The organism is Thalassoglobus sp. (assembly GCF_048270125.1).
Classification (GTDB): domain Bacteria; phylum Planctomycetota; class Planctomycetia; order Planctomycetales; family Planctomycetaceae; genus Thalassoglobus.
In genome coordinates, this window is sequence record NZ_JBLWTN010000034.1 from 16,728 (window position 1) to 35,422 (window position 18,695).

Consider the following 18,695-nt stretch of genomic DNA (forward strand, 5'->3'; position numbering starts at 1 on the left):
TCTGCCTGGTGTCTACAGTAGCAGAATTGAACTCTACGGATTCCTCAAGGTCTTGGTCCTCAATGAACAATGAGTTAGACTTTTTGGCTCTGGTTATCAATCAAACGGTCTCTGGAAAGTGCAAACAGGTCTGTGCAATTTTTAGAACTGATCCTGAAACCCGAATTTGCTCGCTCAAACATTGAGAAAAGCGACAATCCCAGTGGTTTTCGGACTGATTCTAGATTTCTTGATTTCCCCTACTCAGGTTTTTCTTGTGAGCGACTCTTCGTCTGAAAATGAAGCTGTGGGCTGGAATCAGTCCATCTACGATCAGTTGCACGTTCTTGCCGAGAAAGCACTTAGCGGTGAGCAGCCAGGACATTCACTGCAACCAACGCTTTTGGTCAACGATGCCTATTTGCGGCTGCAAGATCAGCAGAATCTCGATCCCGCCAATCGGTCGATTATGTTGGCAGCCGGTGCGACCATCATTCGCCGACTGCTGGTGGATTATGCACGTGGCAGGAAACGCTTAAAACGCGGAGGCCAGGATGGTCGTGGAATTCCATTGCACATTTCAATCGCCGATGACGCCAAAGGGTTAGATGTCCTTGAACTTAACGATGCTTTGGACGTACTTGCGTCTCAATTGCCACGAGCAGCAAGGATCGTCGAACTGAAGTTCTTCGGCGGACTCACCGGAGAAGAAATTGCGGAACAATTGGCTGTCTCACTCCGGACCGTTAATAACGACTGGAAGTTTGCAAAGGCTTGGTTGTACCGCGAACTTGGTCCCGAATTTGAAGGCAATCATCCTGATGACTGATTCGCGCGCTCTAAAGATTCAGCAGGTCTTCCTTGCCGCTCTTGATATTCGTCCAGAGAAACTCGATGCCTGGCTTAGGAGAGAATGTGGTTCGGACAGCGCACTGATCACGGAAGTTCGATCGCTCTTGGACCACGCCGAGCCAAGCTTGGATCCGCTTGAACAGAATTTGGACGAAGTCATTGCTGACATCCCTCGGCTAGATGGCGATGATGACCTCCAGACTCGAGTAGAACGCGATCAGCCAGCGGAGATCAATCCTGATGACTTCTTATCAAAGCTTACGGAAGTCGGTGTGCTTTCCCCCGATGAACTCGCGTCTGTGAACGACTCGATTTCGACCGGAGATCCTTCAACAGAGCCCCGGCAGATCGCGTCTCGTCTCGTTTCCGAAGGAAAACTAACAGAGTATCAGGCGTCGGCGTTGTTAAAGGGTGAACCTGAGCTGCTGATTGACAAGTATCTTATTCTGGACCTGATCGACGTCGGCGGGATGGGAATGGTCTTCAAAGCCATTCATCGTTCAATGAATCGTGTCGTCGCTGTCAAAATGATCTCACATCAAATGTTAGGGTCGGCAGATCTGGTGAAACGCTTTCAGCGAGAAGTCCGTGTTGCCGCAACACTCGAACATCCGAATATCGTGAGAGCCTACGACGCCGATGAATCCCGTGGCATCAACTTCCTCGTGATGGAGTACGTTCGAGGTGACAATCTAGATCGGATCGTGCGGACTTCGGGTCCTCTCCCCTTGCCCAAGACTGTCGATTACATCCGTCAGGCAGCGCTCGGATTGCAACACGCACATGAGCGTGGAATTGTGCACCGGGATGTTAAACCGGGAAACCTGCTACTAGACGATCGGGGAGTCGTGAAGATTTTGGATCTCGGACTTGCTCACATCGATAAATCGCTGTCTTTGAATCCTGAAGAGACTGACAATGATAGCGGTCAACCATATGTCAGCCGTACGGAATTAACAGCCGCCGGAGCTGTTCTTGGAACCGCCTCATTCATGGCTCCCGAACAGTCACTGGACGCCCATTTTGTCGACTTCCGATCCGACATCTACAGTCTAGGCTGCACTCTCTACTATCTGCTGACTGGCGACACACCTTACTCTGGCAGTACGGTATTCAAAGTCTTTGTCGAGCATCGTGAGGCAGCCATTCCTTCACTTAAGGACAAACGCCCCGATGTTCCGGACTCCATCGATGCCATCTTCCGCAGAATGGTAGCCAAGAAGCTTGAAGATCGATTTCGGTCCATCGCCGAATTCCTGGTCGCACTGGATGACTGTCGCATCGCGCCACCGGTCAGAAAAGCACGTACGACTGACTCAGCGGCGTCCCCTGCTGCCGCTAAGGAATCAATAACTCTCAATACCGACATTAGCGAATCGCCAACGACAGGCAAGCAGCCAGTTACGATAAAACGCCTCATAGCGTTCAGTTGGCTGTGGGCACCCTGTGCTGCGGCAGCAGTTGTCCTGATCGCACTCAGCTGGACAAGGCATGATACCGCACAGAATAAAACATTACAGATGATGAAAGGTGATTCCGTCACCAGTCAATCGGTCAAGCATTCTCCAGATCGCCGCTCGGTTGACGGGTTGACGACTCACTCAGAAATCAGCACGAACGAAACTCAAGTTTCAGGAGCCGACTTATTAGCCTCGGGGCAATGGGAGTGGCGGGTGGAAAAGAATCTCGGGCCAACGATCAATTCCCCAGCTATCGTGTTCGGAGCTGACATGACGGCGGATAGACGGACCATTGTCTATTCGTCGCTGCGACAGCAACAGCCACCGGGAAATCGCGACCTGTGGATCGCAACACGTAGCTCACCGGAGGAACCGTGGTCAGAACCGGTCCGTTTGCCACCGGAAATCAATACAGACTCGAAAGAAGAGCAACCACGGCTTTCGAGCGATGGTCTCAGTTTGTGGTTTCGAGGTGACGGAAACGCCTTAATGCACTCTGTCAGAGAGAATGTCGATGCCCCGTGGTCCAAGGCATTGCTCGATCCCTACTCGGAAGGTCCGTTGAAGAATTACGATACGACTCCGAACGGGTTGACGGCTTTTCGCTCGGGAAAGCTGATCACAGATCAGACTCAAACTAATGGAAAACTGACGATCTGGCGGCGAGAGGCCCTGGATTCCCCATTTGATGAGTCGAGTGAGTATCTGTTGCCGATCCTCTCACCGATCCAGAATTCAGGGACCTTGAGCGACGACGCCCAGATGTATATTTTTGCAACAGAAATCGACAATGGGAAGAAAGCTCGTCAGACCCGACTGTTCTATTCGACGCGTGCAGCCAACGGTGATTCCTGGTCCGCACCAAGTCTGCTTTTTTCAGGCATCTCTGGCGACGAAGTCTCCAGCGGGTCTCCCAGACTCCTTGACGATAATCGCTCATTGCTCTTCACGACAAATATGCAAGGCGGACAGGGTTCATTCGACATCTGGCTGGCCAAGCTGGTTCCGAAGAACTCTCAGAAAAACTCGCAATAGTGTGCTGAGTCTCTTGAGCCCTTCACAGATCGATATTCCTTCGAAGTCTGTTTGCTCAAAATCGTGACTCAAATCTTCAGTTTTTTATGCGATTCTGAAGTCTGGGGCAGTTGCTGCGCGCACGTGCCATCTGAGTAGTCGCGATCTCCAGATGAGTAATGAGACAGCCATATCCAAAGTTTCGACGATAACCAACGCTGTCGGGAGAAAAAAATTCCAATCAGTGTTGCACATTCTAAGGCTCGGTGTCGCCAAGTGTTTAGAGCAGTTTGCTCTACCGTTTGCCCGTGAAGAACGCATTTCTCTAGCAAAAATGCTGTTCGCCACGAGGCAGAACCTGCAAACCACTTCGAAAGATGCTCTAGAACCAATCCGAAAACTTCTGGAATAGTCGCTTTCCTCAACGTTTGAGAGGGCAATTTCAAGTTTCAGGATCAGTTCTAAGAACACGACTTTGATCGATTAAATAAACCTCGGACGCGAAGAAATCTGTGCCTCTCAATGGCGAGAACCATGACTGGAGACGAAAGATGACTCTCTCAACGCTCAAAAAACGAACTGATCAATACAAGCACCTTCGCCAGTCCACAGTAGGTGAATCGCTCTTTCCAAAGCCATCAGTACTCTGCTTTTCATTTCTACTCGGCATCCTGATTCTGCAATCCTCTGAATACGCAGTTGCCGAAGAACAACGAACTTGGACGAGTGCAGATGGGAAGAACACAATCGTTGCGGAGATGACTCGGCTCGACGGAAATACTCTCTACCTCCACCAATCAGCCTCGGGCAAAAGTTTCAAAGTCGATCTCTCCCAAATGAGTGCAGCCGACGCTCAATATGCTCGCGAGCAAGCAAAGCTGATGCTCGCAGAAGATTCGAAAACAACGGGGCCCCAGATAAAAGAGCGACTCTGGACGAGTGCAGATGGAACGCAGCAACTGAAAGCCGAATTTGTTGCGGTCAAGGGTGATAATATTCAATTGAAAGCCGCTATAGGAGTATTCACTCTGCCATTGTCCAAGTTTAGCAAAGCCGATCTGGACTACATTCAACAGATCACAGCCGCCAGTTCTCCGGGTGAGACTGTTTCAGCCTTCCCCCCTTCATCGGCGACTGCCGAGCCAACAAACACGACTTCCGGCAAAGATCTTTCCCCTAAGGAAGTGGCTCGCCTGACCGAACAGCTCGAAGTTCTCAACCGGAAGGTCGGCAAGCTCAACTCGGCGATGTATCGCCGGAGGGGTGGAATTGAAGAGGTCGAGGCTATTCTCAATCAGGCAGCTCCTATCGCTGAACAATTGCGGGCTCCGGCAGAGGAAGACGTTTCTGTGGCGAGCAAGATTTACGCTTACGAGAGCTTGGTAAAGAACCTCGCTAGCGCGAAAGAAAGGGTGAAGATGCAAGGCGGTGCCGGAATTCCCATTCCCAATCGCATGACTCGTACCACCCCACAGAACCCCGCTTCAAGCCAAAATAAACCGGAGAGCGCACAGCTCAATAAGGATGATGGAAAAACGGAGTTCTCAAAATACACCAAACCCGATCACCAGACATTACTCAAGATGTACTACGCTGCGAACGGTGATATCCTCAATGAAGATCCTTCCTTTGCGATGGAAGTTTATACGACTCTTGCGCTACCGCCGCTTGATCCCCAGAAAGATGGGATCCATGCTAAGCGTGGGTTTGATCGACAGTGGTGGGACGACTCACAAGAGTATTTTCAGAACGAGTTCACTCGCAGAAACATCGATAAGAGAGTCCAGGATGCCGCATCTAAACAACTTGCTGACGCCGAGAATTGGAAACCGACAGCAGTCTTCCGTTTACGTTGGTCAGTCCGTTTAGGTGAGTATGATTTCGCTGCCCAGAAATTTCCGTTGCCTTTTACTACGCTGCGTGGTCTGAACTACAGCACGAACGGCTTTGCTAAAGACAAAATTCCCGTAGAACGGGCTTACCTCTCTCCAACAGCACGCAAAGAATACGGCACGCAGAAAACAGTTGCCCCAATTTTTCGAATGAACTTTCGTCCCTCGCAGTTGCTGCCGTTAGATATGGGAAGGAATGGTCGTTCAGCCGTCTTCACGCTCGCAGTGACACATCTCGACAAGATTGATCACCTCCCAATGTCGCCCGCTCAAGCCGAGTCGCTGCTCAAGCAACTCTCTACGCGGCCGGGAGGTCGAAGCAAAGAACGTGAAGTACTCATCGAAGGTCTTGTTCAGGTGGGGCCAATCACTATCGCTGAAGGAAAGCTGCAAGAGATCCCAAGCAATTTAATCGCAGCTCGAGTCCTGCATCCCCTCACTCAGCAGGAATTGCATCTATTCAAAATTGAACCAGTCGCTGAACCAGACTCAATCACTAAAGCAACAACATCGGCCAATGAACAGGCAGGTGAACGAGTCCCTGACATGGCACGGATGCGGATGGCACTGTTACAGTTTCGTGAGCATCCGCAGTTGCTCAATCGAGAACGACTCGAGGAATGGACACGCAATCAAATTGTGACCGAGCAGAAAATCTGGAAACAACTCGACGAGATCGCTCAGAAATTCAAGCTGCAACAAGCGGGACGCAGCACCGCAATGAATCTGAACCCTAAACAGCCGATCTTCATTTACAGCTATCGAGAGTTACAATCGCAGCGGCAAGATCTTGCGAACGGACCATTGATGGAGATCTTCTCTGGGAATGACCAGGCGTGGTCATTTATTCGCAAAGAGCCAAACTGGGATGACCGTTTCAACGCGACTGTGGCCCCCTTCTTGTTTTCAAAAGAGCAGGTCGTTGACCAATCGGTTGAGTCTGCCAAAGTCACATTGACACCAATGATTGAGGCATTCGCCAAACAAGTTGCAGACAAAGTTCCAGACAGACTTGCCATTCCTGTGTCACTTTCGCGTGTCACACTCAACTCCGCTCGAACTGCGTTGGTGGTCGATCCCAGCTATTCTTCATCTCAATCCGAAGATGGTAAATTCAAACTGCTGGAACCTGTTTATGAACCAACGTTTGGTGAACCGAAGCAAAAACCGGGAGTTGGCTTTCCACAGTCAGTCCAAAACAAAATGCTGTATCGAGTGCGAAGTTTTCCGGAGAACCTGAAAGCTGATCAATTGATCGACGACTGGCTGTTCAGCGGGAATGCCGGGCATGGGATGAACCGTGCAGTCCGTAGTATCCAAAGTGGAGCAAAATTCCTGACAGACTACCCGGCAGCGGTTGCCTTGGATCGCGAAATTGTCTTCGACCAGATCCCACTCTCCCCTGAAATCGTGAATACCTTAACCGAAGCAGATTACCTGCGTAAACATTCAGGAGCACGGGCGTTTGAGGCACGAATTATTGTCAGTGAAATCACGGTCGATCTCGCCACGGAATTCTCTTACGACGGCAAAAAACACCCCAAGGGGGTCATCGTCGGCAAGGTCGACGGCATTCGTATTCTAAACCGCGATGGCGAGCCGGTCGCATTCATCCCAGGGTCGGTCCTGCCCGCTAGTAAAGTGAATCCCGACGACAATCCATTCACTCCGGAACCAGGCGAGTCTTTCCCGAAAACCAGCCGCACGTCATCGCAAGACTTAACTCCTGCCATGATTCCTCTGTTGATCGCCAAACATCAATCCAGGTTTTTCGAAAGTCATCTCGATCAATTCATCGTAACGCGGTTGCAGCACGAGCATTGGTTTCGGACAGATCCCAAGAAGAACACCTACGGCGTCGACCCGGCACTGGGCGAAGCCTTGCCTGTATTCGATAACATGCCCGATGAAGACGGGCGTAAAAAATTGGTAACGCAATTCAAGAGATGGGTCGAGAAGAACAAATCAATAACTGCCGGACCACTCACCATCCGATTCGGCAAACTTGAATTCAGACATCCGATTCTCGGCATCACGCCTGCTCCAGCGGTCATTGGCGGGGTCTACGAGACACCATTCAATTCCGACACAAACTTCGTTCATTCGGCAATGACGGCCTACGATCAGGCGGAACGCGATTTGAAATCAGCTTCCGACTATGCAAAAACTACGCCTGCTTTCAACAAGAGGAAAGAAAACGTGGCTGCCTGGAAGAAAATGGTGACTAATCTGCCACGCGAAATCTACTTTAGTACGAAACGTTTTGAATATATTGTTCCTGATTCCACCGGGAAACGCTCTGGACCTACTCAGGGAGCCTCGATGGGGGGGCGTTCAAGCGGCGGAATTGCGGGACTTCCAATCGCAAAGCCTGCAACCGAACCGATCTTCCCCGTGCTCAGCATCGACAAAGAAATCTGGCTTCCTGAAGATGCGTCTATCGCGGCAAACAATGCACCACTCCAGTTAGAACTGACGTTCACACCGCAGAAAGTTGAGGTCCTCGATCAGCCGGCTCCACATCCCTGGATTGAAGCGTGCCTGCAACACGCTCCTCCGCAGAACATCAGAAGTGAAATGAAGGAATACAGGAAGAGAAGTGACGCCGGCCAATACGCCATGATTCACGTCAATCTGCAGTCTGCCCGACTAGTCAACGCCGACTCTGGCGAAACCGTCTTGTCGCTGGAAATCAGAGAATCACAAAAAAAATAGGTAATGAGATTCGTCGCTACAATCTGCCGACCGAGCGTATCCGAGTAGAGCAGTTTGCTCTACCATGTGCCCGTGAAGAACGCGTTTCATCAATAAAAGTGCTGTTCGCCACGAGGCAGAACCTGCAAACCAATTCGAAAGATGCTCTAGTTGGGTACTCAACGATTTTATTCAGATATGGATGATCGACTTGCTTTGCGTCAGGTGAGTATCAGATCCTGAACTCACCACAGACAGCAGAATCCGTCACAACATCGCCAAAGCAGGCGCCCCATCCCGGGCACATTATTTTGGACTCCTCGACCTCTCACCAGAACGGACCGATCGATGTGGCGTATATCTTCACTCAACGTTTGAGAGCATCTCATAGCCATTCAGACCACTGCCTCAGTTAGCTGCCAGTTTTTCTTCGTGAGATTTTTCGTTCATCAATCCGTCTTCCATTTCGTAGATCGTGTCGAAGACGTCAAGTGCACGATGGTCGTGTGTGACGACTATCACCCCCGCTCCCTGTTCGTGTGCAACTTTCGCAAACAGCTCCATGACCTGTCGACCTCGATGACCGTCCAGCGCTGCGGTTGGTTCATCGGCTAAGATAACACTGGGGTGATTCGCTATTGCACGAGCAACGGCAATGCGTTGCTGTTGTCCCCCAGAAAGCATGGATGGCAAATTGTCCGCTCGGTCAGCTACACCAAGATAGTCCAACAACTCGATCGCGCGACGTCGCGCAGCACGTTTCGAATCACCATTCAATTCCATCGCAATTTGAACATTCTCTACTGCCGAAAGGAACGGGATCAAGTTCGACTTTTGAAAGATAAATCCAATGTTCTCACGGCGAAACGAACGTAAGTTGGTGTGAGGAGTTTCACCATCTTGAACGAGTTTGCCTCGAATCGTGATGCGGCCGGAGGTCGGAGGATTGATCAGGCCGACGGCGGTCAAAAATGTGGATTTCCCTGAACCACTCGGACCAAGCAAGGCAACGACTTCACCTTGTTTGACGTACATCGTCGCATCGCGCATCGCAACGACTTCAGTGTTGCCGCTTCCATAAATTTTCGTCAGATTGTCAGCTTCGATAGCGTATTTTGTTGCTGGAACGGTCATTATGAAAGTGCCTCGTTTGGAGAAACTCTCATCGCTTTCCAGATCCCTAACATGCTGGAAACTACCGAGATTCCCAGTACGATTCCCGCCAGTTGGATCAAGTCCGTATTAGCAAGAATGACACGACGAGGAAACATTGGAAACAGCTGGCGTCCTACAAGGTAACCGATCCCAAATCCGACAACTCCGAGAATCAATGCCTGCTGCAAAATCAATCCTAAGATCACTCTGTTGGGAGCACCAATCAGTTTCAGCAAGGCGATCGAATGGAGCTTGTCAAGCGTTAACGTGTATAAAATAAGAGCCATGATAATGGCTGCGATGAGTGTCAAAAGAATACGAAAGAGCCCGATCTGTTGTCGAACTTTCTCTACGCTTCCTTTCAATAACAGTTCGCGTTGTCCGTCAGCAGTGTACACCGAGACATCACCCCATCCAGAAATAATCTGGGCAACTTGAGCAAGGTCGGCCCCCGATGACAGCGTGACCATGACAGCGCTAATCTGAGGACGAGCAATTGCTGGGAGTTGCGATGATGGCCTCTCAGCATTCTCCAGCATCACCGGTTGTTGAATTGCCTGTTCAAATTTTTTTCCGCGCGACTCCCGAGCTGCACGCTCCAATCGAACGGCCTCACCGGGGGTGTCGAACTGAATGACTTGTGCATCGGCGACTGTAAAAAAAGCGATCCCATCGCCACCCGAGCTGATCATGTTATCGGTCGTTCCGATGACCGTATATTTTTCTTTTCCAAGAATCAGTTCCTCACCGACCTCAAAATTGAGCGTTTTATCTACGATCATTTCGTAGTGTCCCTGCCCAAGTGATCGGCCGGAAGTCAAAGGGATCCATTCTCCTTTGTCTGTTGGCCAACTCAATCCCAAGACTGCAATTCGGAGTGGCTTGCCGTTGCGCTGACGCTGGATTGTGTGATACACAAATTCTCGTGACGACTTGACGCCGGGAACCGATGCAGCACGGTAAACCAAATTTGAAGGAACGCGAGACTGCTCAGCAAAAGGACCACGAGTGTTTCGCTGAACAATCCAGAGATCAGCACCTATTCGATCAACTAGCAGCGTGGCATCTTCGACAACACCTCGATAGATGCCCCCCATCCCCATTACGACCATTAGCAGCATGCCGATCCCGACAGCCGTCAGGGCAAATCGACCGAAATTGTGTCGAATATCTTTAATAGCAAGGTTCATTGAATAGACACCTTGCGACCATCGATCAATACCTGATTTGGACTCTTTGGGCTCAAGACCATCTCTCCCTCAGCAAGTCCTGCCATAACTTCAATGTTGTCGCGGCTCCGAACTCCCAGCTTTACAGGCCGCCATTCAGCTACCCCACCTGCAAGAGTGAAAACACCTGTTTTGCCGTCACGCCTGACGACAAATTCTAGAGGTAAAACGAGAACGTCATCTTTGTTAACGATTTCGATGAAAGCTTCTGCACGCTGGCCTACTGCCCAATTGAAAGGAAGTTCAAGGACACGAACATCAACGATGAACTCACGAGTTTCCCGATCCGCTTCTCTGCCGAGTCGGACAACTTTTCCTGGATAGGGCTTTTCTGATTTGGAGCGAAACAAAACTCTAGCGGGTTGATCAGTGGCTAACTTGGAAATTTCTGTTTCATCGACCCATGCATTGATCCACAATTCGTCAGTTGAAATTAAGCTCAAAATCGAGCTCCCAGGTACGACAACATCGCCAGGTTCGCGGTTCCGCTTAATTATTAAACCATCGAAAGGCGCCATGATCTTGGTGTCGTGTAATCTCGCACGGTGATATTCCAGAGTCTTCTCCGCAGCGACTAGCACCTTCTGCCCTTCCGCAATTTCAGCTTCGGATCGAGAGACACCCGCTTCAGCGACCGCCAGCGCTTCAATCGCTTTGTCCACGTCATCGCGACTTGCAGCATTCTGTTCCACAAGGTGCACTGTCCGGTCGTGGCTCTTTTTTGCTTGCTCGTAAACCGCAGCTGAGCGAGTTTTATCCGTTTTGAGACGAACGATTGCAGCAGACGCAGCGTCAACGTTGGCCTGTGCAATTGCAACTTGTTGCTGCAGTTCGTCGTCATCCAGCCGAACTAATAAGTCACCCGTAGCGACACGACTTCCTTGATCGACAATCACTTCCACGATGCGACCTGATATTTTCGGACTGATGGTTGTCTGGACCCGAGCTTCCAAAGTACCCGTCCCCATCACTTCAACTGAGATTGCATCGCGTTGCACGGTGTGTGTGATCACTGAGAGGGGAGAAAACTTGAAGAAATAGAGGCTTCCACTAACAACTCCTATCAGGAGAGCAAGTTTCAAGATGAACCATAATTTTCCCATAATCTTGATTCCGGAGTGATCTGTATTCTTATTAACTTTTTTCTGTGTTCTGGAGGCCGTGGAGAACCAAATCGACGTGTGCTTCAAGCCAGCGCTGGGTGTTCAAATTCTCAGATGATTCAAATGTCATTTTCCAGACAGCCGCCATGAGCGCCGGACCTACGATCACCATAGGCTCATTAACGATTGAAGTATCTCTAAGCTCTCCTTTATCAATCCCCTTTTTGATGATTTTCTTAAACATTTTGCGAGCAGGAACTAATATCTCTTGGAAATAGAAATTTGCGAGTTCTTCGAAACGATCGCTCTCAGAGATTAACGTTTTCAGAATCATACGTCGTTCTTCATTCTCGACGATCTCGCTATAAAAACGAGTGATAATCTGTTTGAGAAGCGTCGCTTGAGATCCCGGCCAGAACTTGACAATACCCGAGACGATTTTGAATACGGGACTGATGCGATCACGAACGATGGCCTCGAAAATCTCTTCTTTTGTGTTGAAATAAATATAGACCGTCCCTTTCGCCACTCCCGCACGAGTAGCGATGTCAACGATTTTTGCACCGGCAAAACCGTTTTCGGAGAACTCCTCGATCGCAGCCTGTAAAATTTCGGCTGGACGTGCCTCTTTTCTTTTCCCTCGGCGTTTAGCCATGATCGTTCACTGTTTCTGTTGAATCAAAATGAGTGTGCTGGACCCGTACCACAAACAAGAGAATTACCTGAGCGTTTGAGTTCTCAAACTTAACTATTCTGATTGAATCTCAGGAATAATGTCACAATCAGAATTGATTCAGTTTTATATTTATTGATTCAATGGAACTGAGTGTAAACGAAGCTGTTTTAAATGTTGGTGGATTAGAGATACCAATTACCGAATAGTTACTTAATCCGACTGGCTCTTTGGGCATACCCAGCAAGTTGCGATCTAACTTCCCATTATTATTGCGGTCATGAATGACGACTACTGCGTAATTTCCATGGCTCAACCCTCTGAATGTATGTGTCGGCTTGCCGGGAGCAGTTTTTGCAGTCAGCAGCGCTTTCTCCAGCTCTTTAGGAAACCCATCACTTTTATTGTAAACACCGATCAAGACCTTTCCGTCCTGGTGCTTAATTTCAGTGACGTGTACTGTCAGCTCAAAATTGTTCTTTGCGGTACTATTCGATTGTTGTGACTGAACATCTGAGGCTGAACCGGCCAAGAAAAGTGTTGCCAAAATCAGTGCCACTGCTCTTTCGTTCTGATGTTTCATTGCAGAACCTTTGCTCAAATCGAGAGGAGGGATCTTTTGCCTGACTCATTATGACCCGCTGGTCACAATGAGTCAATGCCATCTGTATCTACTTGTACAGAACGCAATGAAAGAGATCTTTCCTCTTGTGGCGTAGCGATTGCATTCTGCTTCCCAGATTTTGGCCTCAAATTTTAATTTCGAGGCCATTGCTGACTTGTTCAGCATTACCAATGAGTGTTCAAATTGGCAAAACGAAAATCGGGGACCAGCTAACAACTCCATGCACACGGAGTCCGGCTTGCGCGTTTTCACAAGTAGAAATTCTTCACTCCGTGCCCGGTGAACACTGCCGTTATGTGGCACACCAATGCGCGACTTTGGCGACAGCTGCATCATCTCTTCGATACGGATGACGGTTCGCAGTCGGACATTTTGTCGAGAATCTATCCACCAATCAGGTACTCACGATCTATCGTTGGGTTCGCTCACAATGCGACGTCTACTACGACAATGTCGAGCCGACACTATGGGATTGCGAACAGGAATCGTTGTTGGGAGACACTTCCTCTTGAATTCAATCTCTGAATGCTAAAAAATGAACTGTGTCATTCGAGAGTGGACTTCATTCAAAATGGCCCGGCCTGCGAGAACCGCATTGGTTCGGAACTCACAAGACCGGACGGGCAACTCCGCAGCCGATTAACGGCGGTGGGAACTGCGGTGGCGAGCTTTCCGCCAGCCAGCGCGGAATCCGGCGCGGGAGCCGGATTGTTTGCCTTTCGTAAACAGCCAGTAGCCGAGGGTCAGTATCAGGCCGATTGAGAAGATGGATTCCATGGTGAAGGCTTTCGTTGTCGTCGTCGTTGATGGATGAATGGATGGTGTTCGTCAACCGGACCAGGCGTCACACTGCTTACGGAATGGACAACTCGGACAGGCCGTCATGGAGGGAGGGAGCCATTGCGTCGATCACTCGCAACGCCTTCCAGTGAAGCACGCGCGCACGTACTCTGATAAAGTGTTTGAAAGACTCATGTATTCTCCAATTGAAACTTGATGACAAAGACAATTTTTGTGTAATGAGCATTAAAGAGCGAATTGACTCCGACCTACGAATCGCAACTTGGAATTTGGAACGTCCCCAATCCGTGAATGAGCCACGCGTCGCGGTGCAACGAGAGCGTCTGAAAAAGATAAATGCGGACGTATGGATTCTGACTGAAGCTCACGATCAGGTTTCACCCGGTGATAAATACGAGGCGATTCATTCCCGCAAAATTCCTGAAGGTGTCTATGACGGCGAACATCGAACGATCATTTGGTCACGATTCCCAGTACGGAAAATCATCCCTACGCATGATCCCGAATCAGCGGTTTGTGTCGAACTTGAAACACCCATGGGGGATTTTCTGGTCTATGGAACAGTCCTTCCCTATCAGCATGCAGCAACCCAAGGCATGAGCTATTACTCAGGTGGGATGAAGGTCAAAGGACGGAAAGGCTGGGAATTGCACTACGAATCAATTCAGCGGCATCAAGCCGACCTGAAGACATTGATCGAGCGGCACCCAACCCATCACATTTGCTTTGGAGGTGACCTAAATCAAAGTCGTGACGGCAAAGTCTGGCCTTGGGGAAGACAGTGGTATGGAACTCATCACGGAAGAACACTTCTGACCGACTGCCTTGAGCAATCGGGCTTGAATTGTGTTACCGAAAGAGATTTTAATGAGACCGGGCAACTGCCATCGAAGTCGAGTGTCGACCATCTTTGTGTCTCGAACTCACTTACAAAACATGTTGTCCACGTTGATGCCTGGCAAGCTGACTGCCTAAAGGGGAAACCGGTATCTGACCACAATGGAGTGTGTGTCGACCTGAGTATAGTTCGACGCTAATTTCTCTCGTGGAGCGATGAACTGATTGAGGCGGTCTGATGAAACTCCGCTTTGAGAACTTCATCCAACTGCTGACCAAGCGTTCGTTCAATGAATTGACTGGCCTGACGACACTCCGTCCCGACGAAGCCCTTCGTTTCGACGTTCGCCTGACCGTTGGGCAGGACAGTGATTTCGATGGTTTTTCCGAAACTGCTCATGCAGCACCTCCGGCGCTGACGGTCAACTTGATCGAGCCATCTTCCAGTGACTGTTCGATCACGGAATGGCCCTGCTTGCGCGCTTCGATGGTTGCTTTCTCAACCGCATACCCTTGGAGGAAACAATCGAGCTGCTTCTGCTCGCCCCAGCGACATTCGTAGCTGTCGTAGCCAGCTTGCCGGTGTTGACGTCGGCCACGACCGGATACCGCCACTCCGGCAACCGCACCGCCCAGCCGGTCGCCGAACTGCTGAACAACTTCACTTCACTGAAGACAACCTGCTGTAGCTGTCAATGACGGCGACAATCGATACGTGTGATGCGAGCAATCGGACCGGGGGGGGGGGAATTCTATGGCTGAATATCTCCAGCTTTCCACTTAATTACGAAACTTTTCGCCTGTGCCTTCCTGTTTCCATAGGGCAGCTTAACATAGGGAAAACTTGGCGTAATCGCTCAACGAATTGCGTGCAAAAGGCGTTACATGAAACAACCGCGAAGGATCATGTGGAGGTGTGAGAACCAGCTGATTAGCAAAGCGACGGAGTGGATTGTGAAATGGGATTGAAGAATGGAAGAAATCGAACAGATACCAGTAATCGATATTTTCGCCGGACCTGGCGGTCTGGGGGAAGGATTCAGTTCATTTAGAACACGCGATGGGTATCAGCCGTTCCGTATCTCGCTCTCTGTCGAAAAGGATCCCCGCGCACACGAAACATTGAAACTTCGGAGCTTCCTCCGGCAGTTTCCTGTCGGGGCAGCGCCTGAGGAGTACTATCAGGTTCTCCGAGGCGAACTTAAGCTCGAAGACCTGCCTGAACGCCTGCAGAATAAACCTAATGTCTTGGCAGCATGGAAAACGGCGGAAAAGGAAGCCGTCTGTGCTGAACTGGGGGCATCGGAGGAATCGCACAAGCTCATTGGCAGTGCGATTCAAAAGTCTGTGAAAAACAGGAAGCAACCTTGGGTTCTGATTGGCGGCCCTCCATGTCAGGCATATTCAATCGCTGGAAGGGCCCGTAACAAGGGGATTGCTGACTACCGCATTGAAGACGACCACAGATCTTCGCTCTATCAGGAATATCTCCGCATCATCGCGGAACACTGGCCCTCTGTGTTCGTGATGGAGAACGTTAAAGGTCTTCTGTCTGCGACAGTCAATAATCAAAAGATTTTCGAAAAGATTATTACTGACCTCGAATCACCGCTTGAGGCCTCTGGAGAGAAACGGCGTGTCAATAGTTCGCAACGATACAGAATCGTCCCACTGGTCAAACCGCGGAACTCGCTGGTCGATGGCGCTTGGCAACCGGGCGACTTTCTCGTCGCGAGTGAGCATCATGGCATTCCTCAGATCCGTCATCGAGTATTTCTAATTGGCATCCGGGAAGATCTTGGAGATGTGGAATTACCGTTTCTCACTCCGTCTAAAGCACCATCGGTCGCTGAGATCGTTGGAGGTCTCCCTCCCCTGCGAAGTGGCTTGTCTCGGAAACGCGTCGGCTCCCGCTATATCAACCTGAAGGACAGCCCCGAGCTGTGGCGTCAGACGCTGATTGAGCAGACAGTCAGATCAACACCAGAGGATGAACGTCGCTGGCTGAAGTCGGTCTCGAATGGGACGATACCAAGTATCCGTGATGAAATACTTTCAATCGTCAGCAACCTCGATTCCTCTCCCGAAGATCGCGGAAGCGAGTTTGTTTCCTGGAAAACAGAATCAAGTCTTCCGTCAAGACTGAGAGACTGGTATCTGGATTTACGCTTGGGAGGAGTCTGCAATCATTCAACCCGTGGTCATATGGACACAGACCTGGCGCGTTATCTCTTCGCCACGTGTTATGCGAAAGTGAATGGGGTCTCACCAAAGCTTTCTCAGTTTCCCGCCGACCTGCAGCCAAATCACAAGAATGCTTCGAGTGGCGACTTTGATGATCGCTTTCGTGTCCAGATCGCCGGAAAGCCATCGTCGACGATATCCGGGGTGTCGGGCTTGGGACCGGGTTTCTTCTTGCCCTTGTTCTTTGACTTTCCGCCCTCGTCGTCGAGCGGCGCAGAGAAGAAGAATGTTGAGATTCCTCCGACTGGCTCGGTGGCGTTACCACGAGCGATTTCGACGAGTTCGTTGACACTGTTTCTGACAAACTCGATTTCACTATGTCGCGACTTGTAGGCCTTCTTGAAGTTATCGGTGCGTGGACTCCACTGCGTGTGATTTGCACCTTCGGCGGCACGGAGCAGGTCGGCGAGAGGCCCCGGACGGATCAAAACGAGCGAGCGGAGTTGCGAGCAGCGTTTCCCTTCCCCAGAGATTGGCAGCAGTTCACGAACGAACATGGGCCGCTGATGAACGTTCTCAACCGCTTCGAAATACAGGTCGCACGAAGTCTCGACGGGGTCTCCAATCTTCGGGTGAATATGCAGGTGGCAGCGGATCGCGATCCGTTCGTGCTGTTTCAGGGCCTCAAGGATTGCGCCGCGGACATCCTCCGGAACGACTGTGTCGCTGAGCTTCTGAGGTTTCCCGGCAGGTGGTGCAACCGTTTGCAAATCCGGATTGGGATTATTGATGGCAAATTGAGCAAGAGCAACACGTGCAGAAAGTTCCTCATCGTCGAGATCGGGGATACGATCGGCGTCGATCCTCTCAACTGAGTCTCCATCTGAAAGCTCAACGACCAGCTTTCCTTTCAATATCGCGAAGTGGTATTCCTCCACAACAGCACGACGAAGCGTATCCAACGAGATGCTCGTATCGAGATAGGGAATCACGACGCTCAGCCCGGTCTTTTCCACGCGGGAGAGTGCAAAGCTGTCTCTAAATCGTTGCAGGTCCTTTTTATTGGAGACGGGTTCACGAGCGCCGAATTCAGGCCACGATTCGACGTAATAGCTCGCAGGCTTATACAACTTGCCATCGACTTGGCGGAACTTCAGCAAGGACTTCCCCACGAGGATCGGCTGCCTTTCAGGATCGTCGTTACGGATTGTGTATGCGAAGATCGTCCGGGCACGACTGGCCAGCAAAAGGACGATTTTTCCCACCCCTCGGCTCCCGAGACTCTTCCCCTTCTTTCCGGTCAGTCCGTCGTGATAAAGGAAATTGACGAAGTTGTTTTCTGTGCCCGGAACGTAGGGCGCAGTATAGTCTCCCACAAGGCCTTTGGTGTTGAAGTCCTCAATGAGCAGGCTTCGACATGGGTCTTCCGGATTCGGTGCTTCGGGTGCGCCGGCATCCTCCTGTTGCAAGTGGTGCATCAGGCCGTCGAACCAGTCAGCGCAGATATTGTCGCATGTGGATGATTCAAAGATTGTAAAACGAACGCTAGCAGGTTCGGAAGCATTAAGCGACACGTCTAGGACGTTCTGCACGCTCTCGCGAACGACGCTCGTGGAGAGTTCTTTGACCGCCGCCCCTTCAAACGCCTCGGCGGACGAACTCTGGTCGATGTCCCCGTAACCGTCATGTTGCTGGAAATGCCATTTGGCCATTAGACAAGCCCTTTTTCGTTGAAGTCTACATTTTGATGCGTGGCTGTACCATTTCACAACTGAGTGGCATTACGGAAGCGATGTCGTTGATCGGCTCGTTCAGACCAGTACCCTCAAAGTCCCGGGTGACAAGAACAGGGGACTCATCAAATGCAAACAGGCCATCGATTTGTTGGTTGCCACGCGTGGCATCATCTACATTGCAGATTTGTGCCTTAGTGCAAGAGTACCAGTCTTGAAAAGTTCCAGGAAAGTACTTTTCGATTAGCTTGGCAGACAGAGTCTGCAGAGAAATCCTGACCCGAACAGGGGGACCGAATTCATCTTTTCGAGCATCGACACGGTTCTGGAGGTCTTCTCTTACGAAGATTTCCAGACGCATCTGACGACGATCTTCGAATAACTGGGCTGCGGCGTCGCCAATTCCAAGATTGCCGGGCCCGAGTTCAATCCGCTTCCAGGAAAGATCAGTCACAATAAAATGT

14 protein-coding genes are annotated in these 18,695 nt (G+C 50.4%); 6 read left to right on the top strand and 8 right to left on the bottom strand.

What is annotated here, in order from left to right; genetic code table 11:
- The first annotated feature begins 256 nt into the window (after window positions 1–256).
- From ACN0YR_RS22665 to ACN0YR_RS22675, 3 genes are all read left to right on the top strand, one after another.
- Window positions 257–808 carry an ECF-type sigma factor gene (locus ACN0YR_RS22665; RefSeq protein ID WP_417851490.1) on the top strand — a complete coding sequence of 184 codons (552 nt, stop codon included), beginning with the start codon at window positions 257–259 and terminating at the stop codon, window positions 806–808.
- Window positions 801–3,326, top strand: a complete 2,526-nt coding sequence (locus ACN0YR_RS22670; protein ID WP_417851491.1) for a serine/threonine protein kinase — start codon at window positions 801–803, stop codon at window positions 3,324–3,326. The genes ACN0YR_RS22665 and ACN0YR_RS22670 overlap by 8 nt, the downstream gene beginning before the upstream one ends.
- 530 nt (window positions 3,327–3,856) lie before the next feature.
- Window positions 3,857–7,912, top strand: a complete 4,056-nt coding sequence (locus tag ACN0YR_RS22675) for an SHD1 domain-containing protein (RefSeq protein WP_417851492.1) — start codon at window positions 3,857–3,859, stop codon at window positions 7,910–7,912.
- Between the two features lie 387 nt (window positions 7,913–8,299).
- Here ACN0YR_RS22675 and ACN0YR_RS22680 read toward each other — a convergent pair whose 3' ends face one another.
- The 5 genes from ACN0YR_RS22680 to ACN0YR_RS22700 all read right to left on the bottom strand — a co-directional run bounded on the left by ACN0YR_RS22680 (window position 8,300) and on the right by ACN0YR_RS22700 (window position 12,634).
- Entirely contained in the window at window positions 8,300–9,025 is a 726-nt protein-coding gene (locus tag ACN0YR_RS22680; RefSeq protein ID WP_417851493.1) for an ABC transporter ATP-binding protein, read from the bottom strand.
- On the bottom strand, window positions 9,025–10,236 hold the full coding sequence (locus ACN0YR_RS22685) for an ABC transporter permease (RefSeq protein ID WP_417851494.1): 1,212 nt from the start codon (window positions 10,234–10,236) through the stop codon (window positions 9,025–9,027). Before ACN0YR_RS22685 ends, ACN0YR_RS22680 begins: the two co-directional genes overlap by 1 nt.
- Window positions 10,233–11,378, bottom strand: a complete 1,146-nt coding sequence (locus tag ACN0YR_RS22690; protein WP_417851495.1) for an efflux RND transporter periplasmic adaptor subunit — start codon at window positions 11,376–11,378, stop codon at window positions 10,233–10,235. The genes ACN0YR_RS22685 and ACN0YR_RS22690 overlap by 4 nt, the downstream gene beginning before the upstream one ends.
- 31 nt (window positions 11,379–11,409) lie before the next feature.
- Complete coding sequence (locus ACN0YR_RS22695; protein ID WP_417851496.1) at window positions 11,410–12,033, bottom strand: TetR/AcrR family transcriptional regulator; 624 nt, start codon at window positions 12,031–12,033, stop codon at window positions 11,410–11,412.
- A gap of 127 nt (window positions 12,034–12,160) precedes the next feature.
- Window positions 12,161–12,634, bottom strand: coding sequence for a DUF2141 domain-containing protein (locus ACN0YR_RS22700; protein ID WP_417851497.1), 474 nt, complete (start codon window positions 12,632–12,634; stop codon window positions 12,161–12,163).
- A 584-nt stretch (window positions 12,635–13,218) separates the two neighbouring features.
- Here ACN0YR_RS22700 and ACN0YR_RS22705 point away from each other — a divergent pair.
- A complete protein-coding gene (locus ACN0YR_RS22705) occupies window positions 13,219–13,401 on the top strand; it encodes a hypothetical protein (RefSeq protein ID WP_417851498.1) in 183 nt (60 codons plus the stop codon).
- A gap of 294 nt (window positions 13,402–13,695) precedes the next feature.
- Complete coding sequence (locus ACN0YR_RS22710) at window positions 13,696–14,514, top strand: endonuclease/exonuclease/phosphatase family protein (RefSeq protein WP_417851499.1); 819 nt, start codon at window positions 13,696–13,698, stop codon at window positions 14,512–14,514.
- Here the strand turns inward: ACN0YR_RS22710 and ACN0YR_RS22715 are convergent.
- Together ACN0YR_RS22715 and ACN0YR_RS22720 are read right to left on the bottom strand one after the other, a co-directional pair.
- Window positions 14,511–14,714, bottom strand: coding sequence for a DUF2997 domain-containing protein (locus ACN0YR_RS22715; protein ID WP_417851500.1), 204 nt, complete (start codon window positions 14,712–14,714; stop codon window positions 14,511–14,513). The genes ACN0YR_RS22710 and ACN0YR_RS22715 overlap by 4 nt on opposite strands.
- Complete coding sequence (locus tag ACN0YR_RS22720; protein ID WP_417851501.1) at window positions 14,711–14,929, bottom strand: hypothetical protein; 219 nt, start codon at window positions 14,927–14,929, stop codon at window positions 14,711–14,713. Before ACN0YR_RS22720 ends, ACN0YR_RS22715 begins: the two co-directional genes overlap by 4 nt.
- A 357-nt stretch (window positions 14,930–15,286) precedes the next feature.
- On the opposite strand from ACN0YR_RS22720, the gene ACN0YR_RS22725 reads away from it, so the two are divergent.
- Window positions 15,287–16,891, top strand: coding sequence for a DNA cytosine methyltransferase (locus ACN0YR_RS22725; protein WP_417851502.1), 1,605 nt, complete (start codon window positions 15,287–15,289; stop codon window positions 16,889–16,891).
- Window positions 16,892–18,235: 1,344 nt separating this feature from the next.
- Here the strand turns inward: ACN0YR_RS22725 and ACN0YR_RS22730 are convergent.
- Complete coding sequence (locus tag ACN0YR_RS22730; protein ID WP_417851503.1) at window positions 18,236–18,685, bottom strand: hypothetical protein; 450 nt, start codon at window positions 18,683–18,685, stop codon at window positions 18,236–18,238.
- Window positions 18,686–18,695 lie beyond the last annotated feature (10 nt).

Bases quoted from the DNA above. Each gene is read 5' to 3' on its own strand.
- ACN0YR_RS22670 (WP_417851491.1), top strand. From the start codon at position 801: ATGACTGATTCGCGCGCTCTAAAGATTCAGCAGGTCTTCCTTGCCGCT.
- ACN0YR_RS22675 (WP_417851492.1), top strand. From the start codon at position 3,857: ATGACTCTCTCAACGCTCAAAAAACGAACTGATCAATACAAGCACCTT.
- ACN0YR_RS22680 (WP_417851493.1), bottom strand. From the start codon at position 9,025: ATGACCGTTCCAGCAACAAAATACGCTATCGAAGCTGACAATCTGACG.
- ACN0YR_RS22685 (WP_417851494.1), bottom strand. From the start codon at position 10,236: ATGAACCTTGCTATTAAAGATATTCGACACAATTTCGGTCGATTTGCC.
- ACN0YR_RS22690 (WP_417851495.1), bottom strand. From the start codon at position 11,378: ATGGGAAAATTATGGTTCATCTTGAAACTTGCTCTCCTGATAGGAGTT.
- ACN0YR_RS22695 (WP_417851496.1), bottom strand. From the start codon at position 12,033: ATGGCTAAACGCCGAGGGAAAAGAAAAGAGGCACGTCCAGCCGAAATT.
- ACN0YR_RS22700 (WP_417851497.1), bottom strand. From the start codon at position 12,634: ATGAAACATCAGAACGAAAGAGCAGTGGCACTGATTTTGGCAACACTT.
- ACN0YR_RS22710 (WP_417851499.1), top strand. From the start codon at position 13,696: ATGAGCATTAAAGAGCGAATTGACTCCGACCTACGAATCGCAACTTGG.
- ACN0YR_RS22715 (WP_417851500.1), bottom strand. From the start codon at position 14,714: ATGAGCAGTTTCGGAAAAACCATCGAAATCACTGTCCTGCCCAACGGT.
- ACN0YR_RS22725 (WP_417851502.1), top strand. From the start codon at position 15,287: ATGGAAGAAATCGAACAGATACCAGTAATCGATATTTTCGCCGGACCT.